We start from the raw sequence: 19,582 nt of genomic DNA, 5'->3' as shown, positions 1-19,582 counted from the left end.
ACCGGCCCAGTCACCGGCCTCCTCTGGCCCCGCATGCCGACAGCGCCGTCTGCACCCGCCCACGCATCACCGTGTCTCCGAAGTGAGAGGCGACCCACTATGCCGCTGCATGTTCCCCCGGCTCCCGCGCCCGCTCTGCGCAGCGTTCTCGCGGCACTCGGTTCACCCACCGCAGTCCGCGAGGCCCGCACACCCGCCCTCCGCGCCGCCCAGGGACCACTGAGCCCCGAACTCCCGCTCCCCGTCCATGTACTGGACCGGATCGGCCCGAACGGGCTCGCACCCGCCACCCGGCTTGCCGCGTGGCGATTCCTGATCCGCAGCTCGGAGCAGGCCGTCGCCGCGGCAGACACCATGCTCACTCCGGACGGCTGGACCTTCTCGCACTTCTTCGAGGGCCCCTACATCGCCTCGACCGAACTCGCCGTGCGCCAGGCCGAGACGGTGACACCGCACTACCAGCCACGGCTGCTGTCCATCCCGGAGCTCTACATGCTGGCGCTGTGGCTGCACTCCGACACCGAGGCCGACGCCTCCGGCGGGGCACTCGCCCCCGCCGATCTCCTGGTGCCGCTGGCACCCGCACCGCCGGGTATCGCGGCGCATCGCCCGCACCGGGTCGCCGATCTGCTCCGCGTGATGACGCTGCGCATCACCCCGGGCACCGGCCCCCTGCTCGGATCACCGGCCTGAAGACGGCCGCATCCCACAACACCGCGCTGTGCCCCGCCACCGTCCCCTTGAGTTCTAGTAGTCGTTGCAACACCCCAGTTCAGGGAATGCAAGGGACTTCCAGATCCGCAAAGAACGCTTGAGGCAAGGGCCCAAGAAGCTGTACCGGGAACGGGAGGCATACTTCGCGCTCATGAAGCAGGGCGTGAGCAACACGGAAGCCTGCCGAATCGTCGGAATCAACCGGCGCACGGGCAAGCGATGGCGGCATGGCTACCAGATCGCCGGCAGGAAGTGGGTGCCCCCGACCAGGGTGGTTCCCACTTCCGGGCCGTCGCGCTACCTGCGAGAAGCAGACCGGATCCACATAGCCGACCGGCTGCGGGAGAAGGCATCGATACGGGTCATCGCGGCTGAACTAGGACGTAGTCCCTCGACCGTCAGCCGCAAGATCAGACGCAACCGGCATCCAGAGAGCGGCCAGTACCGCCCGTTCGCAGCTGCGGCCCGAGCCGAGGCCCGCAGGCCCCGGCCGAAGCTGGGGAAGATCGGTCAGAACCCGGAGCTGCGGGAGTACATCCAGGACCGCCTGGGCAGGCGCTGGAGCCCGGAGCAGATAGTCCAGCACCTGCAGCGCGACTTTCCCGACCGTCCGGAGATGCACGTGGTCCACGAGACCATCTACCAGGCCCTCTACGTCCAGGGACGCGGAGAACTCCGGCGGGAACTGACCAAGGCTCTGCGTACAGGACGCGCCCGTCGCAAGCCCCGCCGCCAAGCCCAGCAGCGTAATCCCCGCTACTCGGCCCCATGGTGATGATCAGCGAGCGCCCGGCCGAGGCCGCTGACCGGGCTGTCCCCGGCCACTGGGAGGGAGACTTGATCATCGGCAAGGACAGCGGGTCAGCCATTGGCACACTGGTGGAGCGGACCACCCGATACGTGATGCTCGTCCACCTACCCCACGGTCGTGGCACTGAACTCGTGCGCGATGCCCTCCTGGAGACCGTCCAGGTCCTGCCGACACATTTGAAACGGTCGCTGACCTGGGACCAAGGCAGTGAAATGGGCCGCCATCACGAGTTCGCAATCGCGGCCGGCATGCCTGTCTACTTCTGCGATCCGGCCAGCCCCTGGCAACGAGGCTCGAACGAGAACACGAACGGCCTGCTGCGGCAGTACTTCCCGACTTGTCCGGGCACACCCGGGAGCATCTGGACGGCGTGGCAACCGAGCTGAACAGCCGACCACGCAAGACGCTCGGCTGGGAAACCCCAGCCGAGCGCCTACATAGACTGCTCACGGCCTGATCACCCGACCGCGTGTTGCAACGACTCCTGGAATTCGCCCCCTGGTGGTGGGGCACAGCGCTGCGGGGTGCACGCCCTGCCCATCTGGACTAGCCCGGTCCGGCCACCCCGAACCACCCGAAGTGACAGTGCAGTTGCGGTGAACCGTCCGGCCGGGTGACACGTCCTTGGAGTAAGGAGAAGTGCTGCTGCGAAATCCCTGCGGATTGACGCCCGTGGGGCAACACTGGGACCGGACCGATCGATACGGGGGGGCGGCCATGAACACCTCATCAAGCCGCAGGACATTCACCACAACGCAGCGAAAGAACCCATCCATGTGCCAGCACCAGCCACCATGCCCGACCGCCGACTCAGCCGACCGGGAAGCCGCCCGCCTGACGGCACACCATCCGGAACAGGGCTGGAGCCTGCTGTGCAACGGCGTCCTGCTCTTCGAGGACACCGGTGAGCTGCTCCCGGACGGGCAGATCATCGCACCTCACCGGCCCCTTGAGACCGGCCGAGTGATGAAGGCCGCCTGACTGCGGCCGGTACGAACTGGGGCCGGCCCGGAGAACTCCGCACCGGCCCCGACGCATGTCCGCGTCACGCCCTACCGCTCATGCCTCAGTTGTCGTACTCGTCCAGCGGCGGGCAGGAGCAGACGAGATTGCGGTCACCGAAGGCACCGTCGATCCGGCGCACCGGCGGCCAGTACTTGTCGGCGGCCGAGACTCCGGCCGGGAAGACCGCCACCTCACGGCTGTAGCCGTGGTCCCACTCCCCGCCCAGCATCGCCGCGGTGTGCGGAGCGTTGCTCAGCGGGTTGTCGTCCGCGCTCCACTCGCCGGAGGCCACCTTCTCGACCTCGCCACGAATGGCGATCATCGTGTCGCAGAATCGGTCGAGCTCCGCGAGGTTCTCGCTCTCGGTCGGCTCGATCATCAGCGTCCCGGCGACCGGGAACGACATGGTCGGCGAGTGGAAGCCGTAGTCGATCAGGCGCTTGGCAATGTCGTCGACGCTGACGCCAGTGGCCTTGGAGATCGGCCGCAGGTCCACGATGCACTCGTGCGCGACGAGCCCGGCCGGGCCGTTGTAAAGAATCGGGTAGTGCGGTTCGAGACGCTTGGCGATGTAGTTGGCGGCGAGTACGGCGACCTGCGTCGCACGCTTCAGGCCCTCCCCGCCCATCAGGCGTACATACGCCCAGGAGATGGGGAGAATGCCGGCCGAGCCCCACGGAGCGGCCGAGATCGGTCCGACACCGGTCTCGGGGCCAGCCGCGGGCTGCAGCGGGTGGTTCGGCAGGTACGGCGCGAGGTGCGCGCGGACACCGACCGGGCCGACGCCGGGACCGCCGCCGCCGTGCGGGATGCAGAAGGTCTTGTGCAGGTTCAGGTGCGAGACGTCGCCGCCGAACCGTCCCGGCTTGGCGAGGCCGACCAGCGCGTTGAGGTTGGCACCGTCGACGTAGACCTGACCGCCGGCGTCGTGCACCTCGGCGCAGATGCCGGCGACGTGCTCCTCGAACACACCGTGCGTCGACGGGTACGTGATCATGAGCACGGCGAGCTCGTCGCGGTGCTTCTCGATCTTGGCGCGGAGGTCCTCGATGTCGACCTCGCCGTCGTCGGCGGTCTTCACCACGACGACCTTCATGCCGGCCATCACGGCGCTGGCGGCGTTGGTGCCGTGCGCGGAGGACGGGATGAGGCAGATGGTCCGCTGGTCGTCGCCGTTGGCCCGGTGGTACGCACGCACGGCCAGGAGGCCGGCGAACTCGCCCTGCGATCCGGCGTTCGGCTGGATCGAGACCGCGTCGTACCCGGTGACCTCGGCAAGGCGCTCTTCAAGCTCACGGATGAGGGTGAGGAAGCCCTGCGCCTGCTCGGCCGGCGCGAAGGGGTGCAGTGCGCCGAACTCGGGCCAGGTGATCGACTCCATCTCGGTGGTCGCGTTCAGCTTCATGGTGCAGGAGCCGAGCGGGATCATCCCGCGGTCCAGGGCGTAGTCCCGGTCGGCGAGCTTGCGCAGGTAGCGCAGCATCGCGGTCTCGGAACGGTGCTGGTGGAAGACCTGGTGGGTGAGGATCTCATCGGTCCGCAGCAGGCCCTCGGGCAGCGCGTCGGCAGCCGCTGCGTCCAGTGTCTCGATGTCCCCGTCGGCGCCGAAGGCGGCCCAGACGGCGGCGATCTGCGTGCGCGTGGTGGTCTCGTCGCAGGCGAGGGAGACCAGGTCTGCGTCGACGAGCCGCAGATTGACACCGCGCTCGCGGGCGTCGGCCACGACATCGGCGGCCTTCCCCGGGACACGCACGGTGAAGGTGTCGAAGTAGGCGCCGGTCACGACGTCGATGCCGGAGGCGCGCAGGCCCTCGGCCAGGATCGTCGCGTAGCGGTGGGTGCGCTGAGCGATCGTCCGCAGCCCGTCCGGGCCGTGGTAGACGGCGTACATCCCGGCCATGACGGCGAGCAGCACCTGCGCGGTACAGATGTTGCTGGTGGCCTTCTCGCGGCGGATGTGCTGCTCGCGGGTCTGCAGAGCCAGCCGGTATGCCTTGTTGCCGTCCGCGTCGACGGAAACGCCGACGAGGCGGCCCGGCAGGCTGCGGGCGAACTTCTCGCGTACGGCCATGAAGCCGGCGTGCGGTCCCCCGAAGCCCATCGGTACACCGAAGCGCTGCGTGGTGCCGACCGCGATGTCCGCGCCCAGGTCGCCTGGCGAGGTGAGCAGGGTCAGGGCCAGCAGATCGGCGGCGACCGTGACGATCGCACCGAGTTCGTGGGCCTGCTCGATGACGGGCTTGATGTTCCGTACCGCCCCGGAGGCGCCCGGGTACTGCACCAGGACACCGAAGACGCCGCGCTCGGCGATCTCCGCCGGGACGCCGTCGGAGAGGTCGGCGACGACGACCTCGACACCGGTCGGCTCGGCGCGGGTCTCGATGACGGCGATCGTCTGCGGCAGGGCGTCGGCATCGACCAGGAAGACACCGTTCTTGACCTTGCCGACGCGCCGCGAGAGCGCCATGGCCTCGGCGGCCGCGGTGCCCTCGTCGAGCAGGGAGGCGCCGGAGGTGGGCAGCCCGGTCAGCTCGGCGACCATCGTCTGGAAATTGAGGAGCGCCTCCAGGCGGCCCTGCGAGATCTCCGGCTGGTACGGCGTGTAGGCCGTGTACCAGGCAGGGTTCTCCATGACGTTGCGGAGGATCACCGGCGGGGTGAAGGTGCCGTAGTAGCCGAGCCCGATCATCGGGGCCAGCACCTGGTTGCGGTCGGCGAGGGAACGCAGTTCCGCCAGGACCTCGGCCTCGGTGCGGGCAGTCGGCAGCCGCAGCGCCTCCGCGCTCTTGATGACATCGGGCACCGCTGCCGCGGTCAGCTCGTCCAGCGAGCCGTAGCCGATCTGAGCGAGCATCTTCGACTGCGACTCCGCATCGGGACCGATGTGGCGCTGTTCGAACGGAATGCCCTGCTCCAGCTGGGAAAGCGGAGTGCGACGGGGGGTCATGGTGGAGGCCTCCTGGTCTGTCACGACCTGCGAGGGGCACCACGGCGCGGGTGCCCGAACGGCCTCCCCCTCTGTCATCTCAACCTGAGAGCTTCACCGGCGCGCCCTGCGGCGTACCGGCTTTCACCGTCGGTGAGGAAGGGAACCGTACCGGCACTCGGCCGCACGAAACCCGCCCTGCTTTCCAGAGTGACCTCGTCCGTGCGGTACGGGGGCCTGAGAGATTCCGGGGAGGATTTGCTCCTTCGGCGCCTTCGGATTCGCTCCGGAGGACTCTCCCGCACGGGGTCAGCAGCCATCACCAGCCTACCAGCGGGGTTCGCGGCGGAATTCTCGAGTGGCCAACCCCTCGGATCTGCACTTCTGTAGTGCTTGTGGAGTAGCCGCGACCAGTGGGAGGGACCGTGCAGACCGACATCGATCCGCGCAGCCTGATCGGCCGCAAAGCGTTCGACCGCAAGGGCACCAAGATCGGAACCGTGGACGAGGTGTACCTCGACGACGCCACCGGTGTGCCCGAGTGGGCGGCCGTACGTACCGGACTGTTCAGCCGGGACGCGTTCGTCCCGCTGGAACCCAGCGAATTCGTGGAGGATTCGCTCCGCGTCCCCTTCGACCGTGCACTGATCAAGGACGCACCGGACTTCGGCGTAGGCCGCCATCTCTCACCGGAACAGGAACTCCAGCTCTACCGGCACTACGGTCTGGACTCCCCGCCCGAGGAGACCGGCCCGGACAGGGAATTCGGCAGACTGGCCGGCCAGGACGAGTAGTCCACCGGGTTCCGCACCAGCGGCAGCGGATCGGCCGGCTGCAGTACCGGATCGTCGATGCGGAACGTACGCACCCGGCCGGGCGCCGATTCGGGTTCCTCGAACCGCACCGTCACCCGGCCGACACCGCTGCCCTGCACCCAGCCGTGGCCGTAGGTGTCATGACGTACGTCATGTCCGGCGGGCCAGCGCCGTGCGGCGAGCTGCTCGGCGGTCTCCTGGGTCTCCTCCCGCGTACCGTCCACCAGCTTGTCCCCGTCGCCCGCCGCCGCTGTCTCCTCCTCGGCCGCTTCCCCGGTTGCGGCCTGTTCACCGGCGGCCTGGGCGAAGAGGTCGTCCTGCGTGTAGTCGGCAAGCCCCGTGACGCCCACCCCCAGGAGCCGTACCCCTCCGGTGGTGTCCACGGCCTCCAGGAGCCGTGCGGCGGCCTCCCGGACCACTGCCGGGTCGTCCGTGGGCCCACGCAGCGTCTCGGACCTCGTGAGCGTGGAGAAGTCGTACCGCCGCACCTTGAGCACCACCGTCCGCCCGGACCGCCCCGCGCCCCGCAGTCGCTGGACGCATCGGTCGGCCAGCCGTTCCACCTCCGTCCTGACCCGCACCCGGTCGTGCAGATCCGCGTCGAAAGTGTCCTCGACCGACACCGACTTCGCGTCCCGCTCCGCGACCACGGGCCGGTCGTCGTACCCGAACGCCATGCGGTGCAGCGAGCCGCCGTGCGCCTTCCCCAGCAGGCGTACGAGCTCCGCCTCACCCGCCTCGACCAGGTCATTGACCGTCGTCATCCCGGCGCGGCGCAGATGGTCCGCCGTCGCGGGCCCGACGCCGGGGAGGATCCGTACCGACATGGGCGCGAGCAGCTCCCGCTCCGTTCCCGGCTCTATGAGCAGCAGCCCGTTCGGTTTCGCCTCCTCCGAAGCGATCTTGGCCAGCATCTTGGAACCGGCGAGCCCGACCGAACCGGTGAGCCCTGTGACCGCCTTGATGGCCGTACGCAGCTGCTCACCGATCTCCAGCGCGGAAGCGGTGTCATCGGCCGTGCCACCCGCTTCGAGGTCCACAAAGGCCTCGTCCAGGCTGAGTGGCTCCATCAGCGGGGAGAGCCGTCCCAGCAGCTCCATCACCTGGTCACTGACCGTCCGGTACAGCAGGAAGCGGGGCACCAGATAGGCCGCGTTGGGAGCCAGCCGCCGCGCCTGCGCCATGGGCATCGCCGAGTGCACCCCGAAGCGCCGTGCCTCGTACGACGCAGTGGCGACGACTCCGCGTGGTCCCAGCCCGCCCACCACGACCGGTTTGCCGCGCAGGCTGGGCTTCGCCGCCTGCTCGGCAGAGGCGTAGAAGGCATCCATGTCCAGATGCAGGATGGTGGGCGCGGCTCTCACATCAATCGATGCTGCCCTACGGCACTGACAATCGCCGCGCCCGATTCCCCGGCCGGGTCAGCCGGCGCGGTTGCGTCGACGCGCCAGCTCATCGGTGGGGTTGTTCCCGACCAGCGTCTCACCGGTGTCCACCCGCTCACCGTGCAGCTGTGACAAGGCGGCGTCGACGTCCTGCCACACCACACCCACGGCGATACCGAAGACACCCTGGCCGCCCTGGAGCAGATCGACGACCTCGTCGGGCGAGGAGCACTCGTAGACCGTCGCCCCGTCGCTCATCAGCGTCATCCGCTCAAGATCCTGGAAGCCGCGGGCCCGCAGATGCTGAACCGTGGTGCGGATGTTCTGCAGGGCGACGCCCGTGTCCAGGAAACGCTTCACGATCTTCAGCAGGACGACGTCCCGGAAGCTGTAGAGCCGCTGTGTACCCGAGCCGTATGCCGGACGCACGCTCGGCTCGACCAGCCCCGTGCGCGCCCAGTAGTCGAGCTGCCGATAGGTGATCCCCGCGGCCGCGCAAGCTGTCGGCCCGCGATAGCCGATGTCGTTGGCCGATGCCACGCCGCCCCCCGCCACCGCCGCCGGTTTAACCGGTTGCCTGATGGTGTGGCCGGCTGTACTCCCCTGCTGCGGATACGGCCCACCCGCTGCCGTACCGTCGCCGCTGCTTCTCACGCCGACCTCCGTCCTTGACCTGCCATCTCGAAGGTAGGCAGTCACTCGGGGTGCGTCAACGATCGCCACACTCGGCACGCCGAGTGATAATCACCCTGAGAGTGGTTTCCCGTGTCTCGCGAGCGGGAAAGGCTTGTCGGATGCGCTGACTGCGACCCCGTAGAACGGTTACTGACTGTTGGTACCGAAGTCCTCCGGTGAGATCTGGTCGAGGAACTCGCGGAACTTCTCCACCTCGTCCTCCTGCTCGTCCGGGATGGCGATGCCGGCATCGTCGAGCACCCCGTCGCTGCCGTAGATCGGCGTTCCGGTGCGCAGCGCGAGCGCTATGGCGTCGGACGGCCGCGCGCTCACCTCGACCCCGCTGGCGAAGACCAGCTCCGCGTAGAAGACCCCTTCCCGCAGGTCCGTGATACGGACCTCGGTGAGCTCCTGACCGACGGCCTCGAGCACATCCTTGAAGAGATCATGGGTCAGCGGCCTGGCCGGAGCCATGCCCTGCTGGGCGAAGGCGATCGCGGTCGCCTCACCAGGACCGATCCAAATGGGGAGGTACCGGTCGCCTCCCACTTCACGCAGGAGCACGATCGGTTGGTTGGAGGGCATTTCCACCCGGACACCCACAACGTCGAGCTCGTTCACACAGCAACCCTAGGACGTGCTCGGCAGGTTTGGGTAGTCGGGCACCGACGTGATCAGTGGAGCCGGACCCGCAGAGCGGTCTGCACAAGCGCCGAATGAAGCCGCACGGACAGCTCTGCGAGCTCCCTCGCGGTGGCCTCCGCATGTGCTCTGGTCTGCGGATTCCGGTGTCGGCGCAGGGGCGCGACCACCTGCTCGATGAGTCCCGCCTCACGGTCCGCGGCCGCCCGAATGGCACGCAGGTGACGTGGTTCCAGACCGAATCGACCCAGATCCGCCACAAGCTTGGCCACCGTGACCATCTCCGCGTCGTAACCGCCCTCGGCGGTCGGAGCGACCAGGCCGTACGACTCCCACTCATCCAGGTCACTCTCGGTGACCTCGGCGGCCGCCAGCAGCTCGGCACGGCCGATACGGGCCGCAGTCGCCCGCCCGGGGCCGCCGTCCCAGCCGCCCTCGGTCAGATCCCGCAGGTCGCCCCCGGACGGCAGGGTGGACTGTTCGCCACGGGCGAGGGCATCCAGATGCTCTCGGATGACCTTCAGCGGGAGGTAGTGGTCCCGCTGCATACGCAGCACCTGAGCCAGCCGCTCCACGTCGGCCCCACGGAACTTGCGATAGCCGGAGGGGGTCCGCTGCGGTTCGACGAGACCTTCGGCCTCCAGGAAGCGGATCTTGGAGATCGTGACTTCCGGAAACTCGTCCCGCAGTTGCAGGAGCACCGTGCCGATACTCATCGGGCGGTCGTCGGCGGTGGCGGTGCCGTGACCGGCACCGCCCGTCGGTGTTCTCAGCATGGACCTTCCCTGACGGGTCAGATGCCCCGCTGGCTCGCGTAGAAGACCAGCCGGTACTTGCCGATCTGCACTTCGTCACCGTTGGACAGGGCGACGGAGTCGATGCGCTCGCGATTGACGTAGGTGCCGTTCAGGCTGCCCACGTCCCCGACCGTGAAGCTGCCGTCGGGGTTCCTGCGGAACTCCACATGCCGCCGCGACACCGTCACGTCGTCGAGGAAGATGTCGCTCTGCGGATGGCGGCCGGCCGTGGTCAGCTCACCATCCAGCAGGAAGCGGCTGCCGGAGTTCGGACCACGTCGCACCACCAGGAGTGCCGAGCCGAGCGGAAGCGCATCGACTGCGGCCTGTGCCTCGGGCGAGAGGGACGGTACGGGCGTCTGCCCGGTGGCCTCCGCGTCGTACGCCTCAAGACCCGAGATGGAGATGGTCGAGGTCGTCTCCGAGGCACGCTCGGGGATTCCACCCCTCAGCGGCGCACCGCAGTTGGAGCAGAAGCGACTGGCCTCGGCGTTGCGATGCCCGCACCTCGTACAGACCGGCATGGACGAACCCTCCTGCCTCGGGGTGAACCCTCCACCCGTACTTGAGGTTGACGGTTCCGAGAAACCTATGCGGCCGGCACCGGCAGGGTCAACAGACGACGCGCCGGAAGCGCCCGAATTGTCGCTGCCCGAACCGGACACCTGATCGCGGAAGAGCGGGCGCTCCGAGCCCTGCTCCTCTGCCTGGCCATGGCGCGGTGCGCGATGGCGGGCAGCTTCATCGCGAGCGCTCTTGCCGAACAACTTCCCAAACAACTTCACGGGCGATTCCCCTTGACCGAAATAGACCCGCCCGTGGGGCAGGACGAACCCTGAACGAACACACCTGCCGACCCGGACATCTTCACAACGTCCGTATCCACTCGACAGTTTCCACCACGCACCACCATTACGATGCGGCGACCCCCCGCAACCTCCCGCCCGTGTCCTTCGACCCCTCCGTGGCGCGGCCTCACGAGGATGACGACCGAGCGTAGTCAGGCCGCTTCGCCGGTCGCAAGGCATCCACGACGATGTCGTCGGCCTGCTCCACGTGCACGGTGGCCTGCTCCTTCTCCAGTGTCTGCACCACACCGCCGGGGATGTTCAGCGCCGGCTCCAGATCCTGGGGCTTGCCGATCACCTTGAACACGTACGGCGCGGTGATCTTACGGCCGTCAACCTTGACGTTGCCGCCATCACCGGAGAAGAACGTATTGGCCACCACTCTCACTCCGTTGACCTCGATCGCCTCGGCACCCGCTGCACGCAACTCCTGCAGCGCGTCGAGCAGCATGTCCGCCTTGATCCCGTCTCCCGGGTCATTGACGGTGAGCGTGATCCCAGGCCCGTGTGCCGCCACGGTGCCCGCGAGAATACCGAGTTGCCGCTCCTTCTCCACCGTCTGCTTACGGGCCTCCTCAGCCTGGTCGGAGCTGTTCTCCAGCTCCGTACGCTGAGCGTCGAGGCGCTGCTTCTCGTCCTCCAGACGCTGTGTTCGGTCGTCCAGCTCATCGAGAATGCGAACCAGGTCCTCCTGGCGGGCACCCCTCAGCGCGCTGTTGTCACTGTTCGAGCGCACCTGAATGGCCAGCCCAAGGCCTAGGACGAACAGCAGCACCGCGACGATGAGTTGGGCTCGCGTCACGCGCGGCGGCCAGAGTCCGGCGATCAGCCGCTGACGTCCGGTGAGCTCCTTGGCGGCGGCGGCCGGCTGCTCGCCGATGCGCCCCTTGTCGCTGGGAAGTTCTTCGTTGCTCATCGGCGTCAGGCCCGGAAGACGTGCCGGCGGATGGCCGCGGCGTTGGAGAAGATCCGGATCCCGAGCACGACCACCACACCGGTGGAGAGTTGCGCTCCCACGCCCAGCTTGTCGCCCAGGAACACGATCAGTGCGGCCACCACGACGTTCGACAGGAACGACACGACGAACACCTTGTCGACGAAGATTCCGTCGAGCATGGCCCGCAGACCCCCGAAGACTGCGTCGAGGGCAGCCACGACGGCGATCGGAAGATAGGGCTCGACCACCGCCGGCACCTCGGGTCGGACCAACAGTCCGACCACGACTCCCACGACGAGGCCCAGTACGGCGATCACGATGTGCCCTTCCCTGTGTCTGCCGCACCACTGCCGGTGTCTGCGGCCTTATAAGGCTCTGCTGTTCGTACGATCAGGCTCGGCACAACCGGGAGGTTCACCTTCCCCTGGACGGACATGCTCGTCCGGATGTCGAAGGTGTCCTTGAGCGCCTGCAGATACTGGCCGTCAGCACTGTCCTGGAATGCGGTGCTGAGCTGCTTCCCATTCCCCACCGCCAGCACCGTGTACGGCGGCACGAGCGGTCTGTTGTCGACCAGTATGGCGTCGCCGGCCGCACGGATCGCCGACAGGGCTGTCAGACGCTGCCCGTTGATCGCGATCGCTTCCGCACCGGACTGCCAGAGTCCGTTGACGACCCGTTGGAGGTCCCGATCGCGGACCCGCCCGGTGTCGGCGAATCCGCTGGTCTCCCTCGGCCCGCCACCGCCCTGGTCGGTGTCCTTGGCGTCGTCGACGACGAGTTTCACGCCGGGCCCCTCCACCGCTGTCGCCCCGGCGAGCAGCGCCACCAGCTCCCCCTGGTCCCCGCCGTGCTTCTCCAACGCCTTGCGCTGGCGTCTACCCACGTCGTCCCGGAGCTTGTCGACCTGCGACTCAAGGGTGTCGGCCGCCGCCGTCTCCCCGTCGATACGATCGATCAACTCCTGGCGCTCCTTGGCGAGGACCGGCGCGGAGACATGTGCCTGCGCAGCCCCGAGCGTGACCACAAGTGCAGCAAGCACCAGGCATGCGGCGAGGCCGAGTCTCGACTTGAGCGTGCGGGGCATGCCCTCGCTCCCGTCGGCGTTCCGACGCGCCGATGCCTCGGCGTATCCGTCGTCCAGGCTGTGGTCCATCACATTGGTCAGCAGCGACATGGACGCGTCGGGACGCGCGGGAGGCGAGGCGGTACTCCGATCGGGGGGCTGCTGCGACATGCCGCACATCGTCGCACGTCGCCACTGCTACCGCCGAATGGCCCCACCGGTGTGCCCAAAGGCGTCGCTGGACGCCGCCGGGAACACCGGTGGAACCCTCAGTGACCTGCGCTCTCCACGACCGCCGCCCATTCGTCCAGCAGCGCCTGCGCGGAGGCGTCGTCCGGACCCTCAGCCCACAAATGGGTGACCGCTTCGGCCGGGTCCGGCAGCACCATCACCCATCGCCCGTCGGCCTCCACGACCCGTACACCGTCCGTCGTATCGACACTGCGGTCACCGGCGGCCTCCACGACCCGCCGCATGACCAAGCCCTTGACGGCCCAGGGTGTGGCCAGATCACGGCGCAGGACATGGGCCCGGGGAATACGGGCATCGATCTGGCTGAGAGTGAGCTGTGTCCTGGCGACGAGCCCGATGAGTCTCACGAAAGCAGCCGATCCGTCGAAGACGCTACTGAATTCGGGAACGATGAATCCACCGCGGCCGTCTCCACCGAAGATGGTGCCTTCCTCGCGTCCCACACGCGTCAAGTCGTCGGGCGATGTCGTCGTCCATTCGACCTGCGTGCCGTGGTACGCCGCGACCTGCTCGGCGACCCGCGTCGTGGTCACCGGCAGCGCCACCCGCCCGCTGCGCCGCTCGGCCGCCACGAGGTCGAGCATCACCAGGAGCGCCCGGTCGTCCTCCACGATCCTGCCCCGTTCGTCGACCAGGGAGAGCCGCTCGCCCACCGGGTCGAACCGCACGCCGAACGCGGCCCGTGCCGAGGAGACGATCTCGCCCAACCGCACCAGTCCTGAGCGCCGGGTCTCGGCGGATTCGGTGGGCCGTGATTCGTCGAGGCCGGGGTTGATGGTCAATGCGTCCACGCCGAGCCTGCCCAGCAGGCTCGGCAGGACAAGCCCGGCACTGCCGTTGGAGGCGTCGACGACAACCTTGAGGCCCGCGTCCGCAATCCCCACGGTGTCCACGTTCCGCAGCAACGATCCGGTGTACGAGTCGAAGACGCTGGACGGGAAGTGCAGGTCCCCGATCTCCCCCGGGAAGGCACGGCGGTATTCCTGACGTGCGTAGACTCGGTCCAGCTTCCGCTGCCGCGCCTGGGAGAGGTCCGCGCCCCGCTCGTCGAAGAACATGATGTCGACCGAGTCGGACACGCCGGGGGACGTACGGATCATGATCCCGCCGGCGCTGCCCCGCGCCGTCTGCTGGCGTGCGACGGGCAGCGGTACGTTCTCCAGGTCCCGGACATCGATGGCACTGGCCTGGAGCGCCGAGATCACCGCTCTCTTCAGCGCACGGGCGCCGCGGGAGTGGTCACGGGCGGTGGTGACCGTCGAACCCTTCTTGAGGGTCGTGGCATAGGCTCCGGCGAGCCGGACCGCCAGCTCCGGCGTGATCTCGACGTTCAGGATCCCGGACACACCGCGGGCCCCGAAGAGGTGGGCCTGTCCGCGAGATTCCCAGATCACCGACGTATTGACGAAGGCGCCGGCCTCGATGGTCTTGAACGGGTAGACGCGGACATTGCCCTGAATGATCGATTCTTCACCGATCAGGCACTCGTCTCCGATGACCGCGCCGTCCTCGATACGGGCGGCCCGCATGACGTCGGTGTTCTTACCGATCACGCATCCGCGCAGGTTGCTGTGCTGGCCGATGTAGACGTTGTCGTGAACCACTGCCCTGTGCAGGAAAGCTCCGCTTTTCACGACGACGTTCGACCCGATGACCGTGTGCTCGCGAATCTCTGCTCCGGCTTCGACCTTTGCGTAGTCCCCGATGTAGAGAGGTCCCCGCAGTACCGCGTCGGGATGTACTTCCGCGCCTTCCGCGACCCATACACCCGGCGAGATCTCGAATCCGTCGATCTCGACGTCGACCTTGCGCTCAAGAACGTCTGCCTGGGCCTTCACATAGCTCTCGTGGGTACCGACATCCTCCCAGTAGCCCTCGGCGACATAGCCGTAGATGGGCTTTCCTTCCTTCATGAGCTGCGGGAAGACATCACCGGACCAGTCCACGGAGACGTCGGCCTCGACATAATCGAACACCTCGGGTTCCATGACATAGATGCCCGTATTGACGGTGTCCGAGAAGACCTGGCCCCAGGTCGGTTTCTCCAGGAAACGCTCGACCTGACCCGCCTCGTCCACGATGGTGATGCCGAATTCCAGAGGATTCGGCACACGGGTCAGGCACACCGTCACCAGCCCGCCCTTTTCCTTGTGGAAGGCGATGAGGTCGGTGAGATCGAAGTCGGTGAGCGCGTCACCGGAAATAACGAGGAAAGTGTCGTCCCTCAGCGCTTCCTCGGCATTCTTCACGCTCCCCGCAGTGCCGAGCGGTTTCTCCTCATTGGCATAACTGAGCTCCATCCCGAGCTCTTCGCCGTCTCCGAAGTAGTTCTTGACCAGCGAGGCAAGAAACTGGACCGTTACGACGGTCTCGTTGAGCCCGTGCCGCTTGAGCAGCCGAAGCACATGCTCCATGATCGGCCGATTGGCGACGGGCAGAAGCGGCTTGGGCATGCTTGAGGTCATGGGGCGAAGACGAGTGCCTTCGCCGCCAGCCATCACGACGGCCTTCATGTCGGAAACGTCCTCCTTGCAGAGACGACGGTTTAGCCGACTTCGCCCGTCAGGGCACCACACGGGTCATCAGCGGCGGGCCGGCCACACTGCGCGGCACCCGCATCAACGAGCTCAATCGGCTGCTACATCCGCCTTGACGAGCCGGCGGACCTGAACCACGTAGAGGATCCCTGCCCACCAATAGAGCGTTGTACCCCAACCTGCGAACGCCCATCCGAAAATGGCGGCCAGCGATGCAAGCCAATCACTTCCGTCGCTGAGCAGCAACAAGGGGAACGCGTACATCAAGTTGAACGTGGCAGCCTTGCCCAGAAAGTTCACCTGGGGCGGCGGATAGCCGTGGCGGCGAAGGATTCCCACCATCACGAGGAGCATCAGCTCGCGGGCCAGAAGTGCCGCGGCGAGCCAGAGCGGCAGGATCTCCCGCCAGGTCAGGCCGACGAGGGTCGAAAGGATGTAGAGGCGGTCTGCAGCAGGGTCCAGGAGCCGACCGAGGCTGCTGATCTGGTTCCACCGGCGGGCGAGCTTACCGTCGAGGTAGTCGCTGATGCCACTGAACATCAGCACCAGCAAGGCCCAGCCATCGCTTTGGGGGCCGCCGAACACGGGGCGAAGAATCAGCCACAGGAAGAGCGGAACCCCGACAAGGCGAGCCATGCTGAGGATGTTGGGGATGGTGAGTACCCGGTCCGTCTGAACCCGAGTCTCCTGGACCTCCACCCGGGGGCCTCCTGTGTGAAGAACGTGCCAATGATGCCCCCTGACCTTACCCTCAGCCACCGCCGGCCGGTGCACAGGGGTATCACAAGACTTCGTGAACGCAGAAAAGCCCCGTGCCACAAGGGCACGGGGCTTTCCCGTAAAAGGAGTTCGGCGGCGTCCTACTCTCCCACAGGGTCCCCCCTGCAGTACCATCGGCGCTGAAAGGCTTAGCTTCCGGGTTCGGAATGTAACCGGGCGTTTCCCTAACGCAATGACCACCGAAACACTATGAAATTAACCAACACCGGAACACAACACGGCCGTTCGTTATTTCAGAACAAACACAGTGGACGCGAGCAACTGAGGACAAGCCCTCGGCCTATTAGTACCAGTCAGCTCCACCCGTTACCGGGCTTCCACATCTGGCCTATCAACCCAGTCGTCTACTGGGAGCCTTAACCAATCAAGTTGGTGGGAATACTCATCTCGAAGCAGGCTTCCCGCTTAGATGCTTTCAGCGGTTATCCTTTCCGAACGTAGCCAACCAGCCATGCCCTTGGCAGGACAACTGGCACACCAGAGGTTCGTCCGTCCCGGTCCTCTCGTACTAGGGACAGCCCTTCTCAATATTCCTACGCGCACAGCGGATAGGGACCGAACTGTCTCACGACGTTCTAAACCCAGCTCGCGTACCGCTTTAATGGGCGAACAGCCCAACCCTTGGGACCGACTCCAGCCCCAGGATGCGACGAGCCGACATCGAGGTGCCAAACCATCCCGTCGATATGGACTCTTGGGGAAGATCAGCCTGTTATCCCCGGGGTACCTTTTATCCGTTGAGCGACAGCGCTTCCACAAGCCACTGCCGGATCACTAGTCCCGACTTTCGTCCCTGCTCGACCCGTCGGTCTCACAGTCAAGCTCCCTTGTGCACTTACACTCAACACCTGATTGCCAACCAGGCTGAGGGAACCTTTGGGCGCCTCCGTTACTCTTTAGGAGGCAACCGCCCCAGTTAAACTACCCATCAGACACTGTCCCTGATCCGGATCACGGACCCAGGTTAGACATCCAGCACGACCAGAGTGGTATTTCAACGGCGACTCCACAACCACTGGCGTGGCTGCTTCAAAGTCTCCCACCTATCCTACACAAGCCGAACCGAACACCAATATCAAACTGTAGTAAAGGTCCCGGGGTCTTTCCGTCCTGCTGCGCGAAACGAGCATCTTTACTCGTAGTGCAATTTCACCGGGCCTATGGTTGAGACAGTCGAGAAGTCGTTACGCCATTCGTGCAGGTCGGAACTTACCCGACAAGGAATTTCGCTACCTTAGGATGGTTATAGTTACCACCGCCGTTTACTGGCGCTTAAGTTCTCAGCTTCGCCGACCCGAAAGTCAGCTAACCGGTCCCCTTAACGTTCCAGCACCGGGCAGGCGTCAGTCCGTATACATCGCCTTACGGCTTCGCACGGACCTGTGTTTTTAGTAAACAGTCGCTTCTCGCTGGTCTCTGCGGCCACCCCCAGCTCACCGAGCAAATCGGATCACCAGTGATGGCCCCCCTTCTCCCGAAGTTACGGGGGCATTTTGCCGAGTTCCTTAACCATAGTTCACCCGAACGCCTCGGTATTCTCTACCTGACCACCTGAGTCGGTTTAGGGTACGGGCCGCCATGAAACTCGCTAGAGGCTTTTCTCGACAGCATAGGATCATCCACTTCACCACAATCGGCTCGGCATCAGGTCTCAGCCTTAACGTGTGACGGATTTACCTACCACACGGCCTACACCCTTACCCCGGGACTACCACCGCCCGGGCTGGACTACCTTCCTGCGTCACCCCATCGCTTACCTAGTACAAGTCTGGTTCGTCGGCTCCACCACTACCCTCAACTCCGAAGAGATCGGGCCGGCTTCACGGACTTAGCATCGCCTGATTCAGTATTGGGCGTTTCAAAGCGGGTACCGGAATATCAACCGGTTGTCCATCGACTACGCCTGTCGGCCTCGCCTTAGGTCCCGACTTACCCTGGGCAGATCAGCTTGACCCAGGAACCCTTAGTCAATCGGCGCACACGTTTCTCACGTGTGTATCGCTACTCATGCCTGCATTCTCACTCGTGAACCGTCCACAACTCGCTTCCGCGGCTGCTTCACCCGGCACACGACGCTCCCCTACCCATCCGTACTCCCGTTGGGGATACATGTACGAATGACACGACTTCGGCGGTACGCTTGAGCCCCGCTACATTGTCGGCGCGGAATCACTTGACCAGTGAGCTATTACGCACTCTTTCAAGGGTGGCTGCTTCTAAGCCAACCTCCTGGTTGTCTCTGCGACTCCACATCCTTTCCCACTTAGCGTACGCTTAGGGGCCTTAGTCGATGCTCTGGGCTGTTTCCCTCTCGACCATGGAGCTTATCCCCCACAGTCTCACTGCCGCGCTCTCACTTACCGGCATTCGGAGTTTGGCTAAGGTCAGTAACCCGGTAGGGCCCATCGCCTATCCAGTGCTCTACCTCCGGCAAGAAACACACGACGCTGCACCTAAATGCATTTCGGGGAGAACCAGCTATCACGGAGTTTGATTGGCCTTTCACCCCTAACCACAGGTCATCCCCCAGGTTTTCAACCCTGGTGGGTTCGGTCCTCCACGAAGTCTTACCTCCGCTTCAACCTGCCCATGGCTAGATCACTCCGCTTCGGGTCTTGAGCGTGCTACTGAAACGCCCTATTCGGACTCGCTTTCGCTACGGCTTCCCCACACGGGTTAACCTCGCAACACACCGCAAACTCGCAGGCTCATTCTTCAAAAGGCACGCAGTCACGACTGCATGTGCAAGCACATACAGCGACGCTCCCACGGCTTGTAGGCACACGGTTTCAGGTACTATTTCACTCCGCTCCCGCGGTACTTTTCACCATTCCCTCACGGTACTATCCGCTATCGGTCACCAGGGAATATTTAGGCTTAGCGGGTGGTCCCGCCAGATTCACACGGGATTTCTCGGGCCCCGTGCTACTTGGGTGTCTCTTAAACGAGCCGTCAATGTTTCAGCTACGGGGGTCTTACCCTCTACGCCGGACCTTTCGCATGTCCTTCGCCTACATCAACGGTTTCTGACTCGTCTCACAGCCGGCAGACCGTGAAAAAGAGATCCCACAACCCCGCATGCGCAACCCCTGCCGGGTATCACACGCATACGGTTTGGCCTCATCCAGTTTCGCTCGCCACTACTCCCGGAATCACGGTTGTTTTCTCTTCCTGAGGGTACTGAGATGTTTCACTTCCCCTCGTTCCCTCCACACTGCCTATGTGTTCAGCAGCGGGTGACAGCCCATGACGACTGCCGGGTTTCCCCATTCGGACACCCCCGGATCAAAGCTCGGTTGACAGCTCCCCGGGGCCTATCGTGGCCTCCCACGTCCTTCATCGGTTCCTGGTGCCAAGGCATCCACCGTGCGCCCTTAAAAACTTGGCCACAG

General features: G+C 65.6%; 14 protein-coding genes, 2 rRNA genes, 1 pseudogene and 1 riboswitch. Of the genes and pseudogenes, 4 read left to right on the top strand and 13 right to left on the bottom strand.

What is annotated here, in order from left to right; genetic code table 11:
- Positions 1-99 precede the first annotated feature (99 nt).
- From NRF20_RS36850 to NRF20_RS36840, 3 genes and pseudogenes are all read left to right on the top strand, one after another.
- Positions 100-693, top strand: coding sequence for a hypothetical protein (locus tag NRF20_RS36850; protein ID WP_398632451.1), 594 nt, complete (start codon positions 100-102; stop codon positions 691-693).
- Between the two features lie 184 nt (positions 694-877).
- Positions 878-1,982: pseudogene (locus NRF20_RS36845) on the top strand (IS30 family transposase).
- A gap of 317 nt (positions 1,983-2,299) precedes the next feature.
- A complete protein-coding gene (locus NRF20_RS36840; RefSeq protein WP_093897298.1) occupies positions 2,300-2,506 on the top strand; it encodes a DUF5999 family protein in 207 nt (68 codons plus the stop codon).
- 85 nt (positions 2,507-2,591) lie between these two features.
- Here the strand turns inward: NRF20_RS36840 and gcvP are convergent, their stop codons facing one another.
- The gene (gcvP, locus tag NRF20_RS36835; protein WP_413753968.1) at positions 2,592-5,477 is read right to left on the bottom strand and encodes an aminomethyl-transferring glycine dehydrogenase; all 2,886 of its coding nucleotides are present in this window, start codon (positions 5,475-5,477) and stop codon (positions 2,592-2,594) included.
- Positions 5,478-5,671: 194 nt separating this feature from the next.
- A riboswitch (glycine riboswitch) is annotated at positions 5,672-5,768 on the bottom strand.
- Between the two features lie 113 nt (positions 5,769-5,881).
- Here gcvP and NRF20_RS36830 point away from each other — a divergent pair.
- Complete coding sequence (locus NRF20_RS36830; protein ID WP_398632449.1) at positions 5,882-6,250, top strand: PRC-barrel domain-containing protein; 369 nt, start codon at positions 5,882-5,884, stop codon at positions 6,248-6,250.
- Here NRF20_RS36830 and NRF20_RS36825 read toward each other — a convergent pair.
- The 12 genes from NRF20_RS36825 to NRF20_RS36770 form a co-directional block, all read right to left on the bottom strand.
- On the bottom strand, positions 6,175-7,635 hold the full coding sequence (locus NRF20_RS36825; RefSeq protein WP_413753967.1) for a DNA polymerase IV: 1,461 nt from the start codon (positions 7,633-7,635) through the stop codon (positions 6,175-6,177). The two genes, NRF20_RS36830 and NRF20_RS36825, sit on opposite strands and share 76 nt — an antisense overlap.
- A 57-nt stretch (positions 7,636-7,692) precedes the next feature.
- Entirely contained in the window at positions 7,693-8,310 is a 618-nt protein-coding gene (locus tag NRF20_RS36820) for a MerR family transcriptional regulator (protein WP_398632447.1), read from the bottom strand.
- A gap of 168 nt (positions 8,311-8,478) precedes the next feature.
- Positions 8,479-8,952 carry a bifunctional nuclease family protein gene (locus NRF20_RS36815; protein WP_006123076.1) on the bottom strand — a complete coding sequence of 158 codons (474 nt, stop codon included), beginning with the start codon at positions 8,950-8,952 and terminating at the stop codon, positions 8,479-8,481.
- Between the two features lie 53 nt (positions 8,953-9,005).
- Positions 9,006-9,749 carry a MerR family transcriptional regulator gene (locus NRF20_RS36810; protein ID WP_413753966.1) on the bottom strand — a complete coding sequence of 248 codons (744 nt, stop codon included), beginning with the start codon at positions 9,747-9,749 and terminating at the stop codon, positions 9,006-9,008.
- Positions 9,750-9,766: 17 nt separating this feature from the next.
- Positions 9,767-10,555, bottom strand: coding sequence for an FHA domain-containing protein (locus tag NRF20_RS36805; protein WP_266363357.1), 789 nt, complete (start codon positions 10,553-10,555; stop codon positions 9,767-9,769).
- A 190-nt stretch (positions 10,556-10,745) separates the two neighbouring features.
- Positions 10,746-11,534: a DUF881 domain-containing protein gene (locus tag NRF20_RS36800; RefSeq protein WP_398632445.1), complete on the bottom strand. Its 789-nt coding sequence runs from the start codon at positions 11,532-11,534 to the stop codon at positions 10,746-10,748.
- A 5-nt stretch (positions 11,535-11,539) separates the two neighbouring features.
- A complete protein-coding gene (locus NRF20_RS36795; protein WP_003970459.1) occupies positions 11,540-11,872 on the bottom strand; it encodes a small basic family protein in 333 nt (110 codons plus the stop codon).
- A complete protein-coding gene (locus NRF20_RS36790; protein WP_398632444.1) occupies positions 11,869-12,792 on the bottom strand; it encodes a DUF881 domain-containing protein in 924 nt (307 codons plus the stop codon). Before NRF20_RS36790 ends, NRF20_RS36795 begins: the two co-directional genes overlap by 4 nt.
- Positions 12,793-12,890: 98 nt before the next feature.
- Positions 12,891-15,386, bottom strand: a complete 2,496-nt coding sequence (locus NRF20_RS36785; protein ID WP_398632443.1) for a sugar phosphate nucleotidyltransferase — start codon at positions 15,384-15,386, stop codon at positions 12,891-12,893.
- A 114-nt stretch (positions 15,387-15,500) separates the two neighbouring features.
- On the bottom strand, positions 15,501-16,109 hold the full coding sequence (locus NRF20_RS36780) for a CDP-alcohol phosphatidyltransferase family protein (RefSeq protein WP_266363350.1): 609 nt from the start codon (positions 16,107-16,109) through the stop codon (positions 15,501-15,503).
- Between the two features lie 148 nt (positions 16,110-16,257).
- A 5S ribosomal RNA gene (gene rrf / locus NRF20_RS36775) occupies positions 16,258-16,374 on the bottom strand.
- A gap of 79 nt (positions 16,375-16,453) precedes the next feature.
- Positions 16,454-19,578, bottom strand: a 23S ribosomal RNA gene (locus NRF20_RS36770).
- Positions 19,579-19,582: the final 4 nt, after the last annotated feature.

Origin of the sequence: Streptomyces sp. R-74717 (assembly GCF_047305335.1) — a bacterium.
In the GTDB taxonomy this organism is placed as follows: domain Bacteria; phylum Actinomycetota; class Actinomycetes; order Streptomycetales; family Streptomycetaceae; genus Streptomyces; species Streptomyces atratus.
This window is presented reverse-complemented; position numbering and strand designations above follow the sequence as displayed.

What these genes read in the sequence shown, in the direction of transcription:
- NRF20_RS36850 (WP_398632451.1), top strand. Translation starts at nt 100, where the DNA reads ATGCCGCTGCATGTTCCCCCGGCTCCCGCGCCCGCTCTGCGCAGCGTT.
- NRF20_RS36840 (WP_093897298.1), top strand. Translation starts at nt 2,300, where the DNA reads ATGTGCCAGCACCAGCCACCATGCCCGACCGCCGACTCAGCCGACCGG.
- gcvP (WP_413753968.1), bottom strand. Translation starts at nt 5,477, where the DNA reads ATGACCCCCCGTCGCACTCCGCTTTCCCAGCTGGAGCAGGGCATTCCG.
- NRF20_RS36810 (WP_413753966.1), bottom strand. Translation starts at nt 9,749, where the DNA reads ATGCTGAGAACACCGACGGGCGGTGCCGGTCACGGCACCGCCACCGCC.
- NRF20_RS36800 (WP_398632445.1), bottom strand. Translation starts at nt 11,534, where the DNA reads ATGAGCAACGAAGAACTTCCCAGCGACAAGGGGCGCATCGGCGAGCAG.
- NRF20_RS36790 (WP_398632444.1), bottom strand. Translation starts at nt 12,792, where the DNA reads ATGTCGCAGCAGCCCCCCGATCGGAGTACCGCCTCGCCTCCCGCGCGT.
- NRF20_RS36785 (WP_398632443.1), bottom strand. Translation starts at nt 15,386, where the DNA reads ATGAAGGCCGTCGTGATGGCTGGCGGCGAAGGCACTCGTCTTCGCCCC.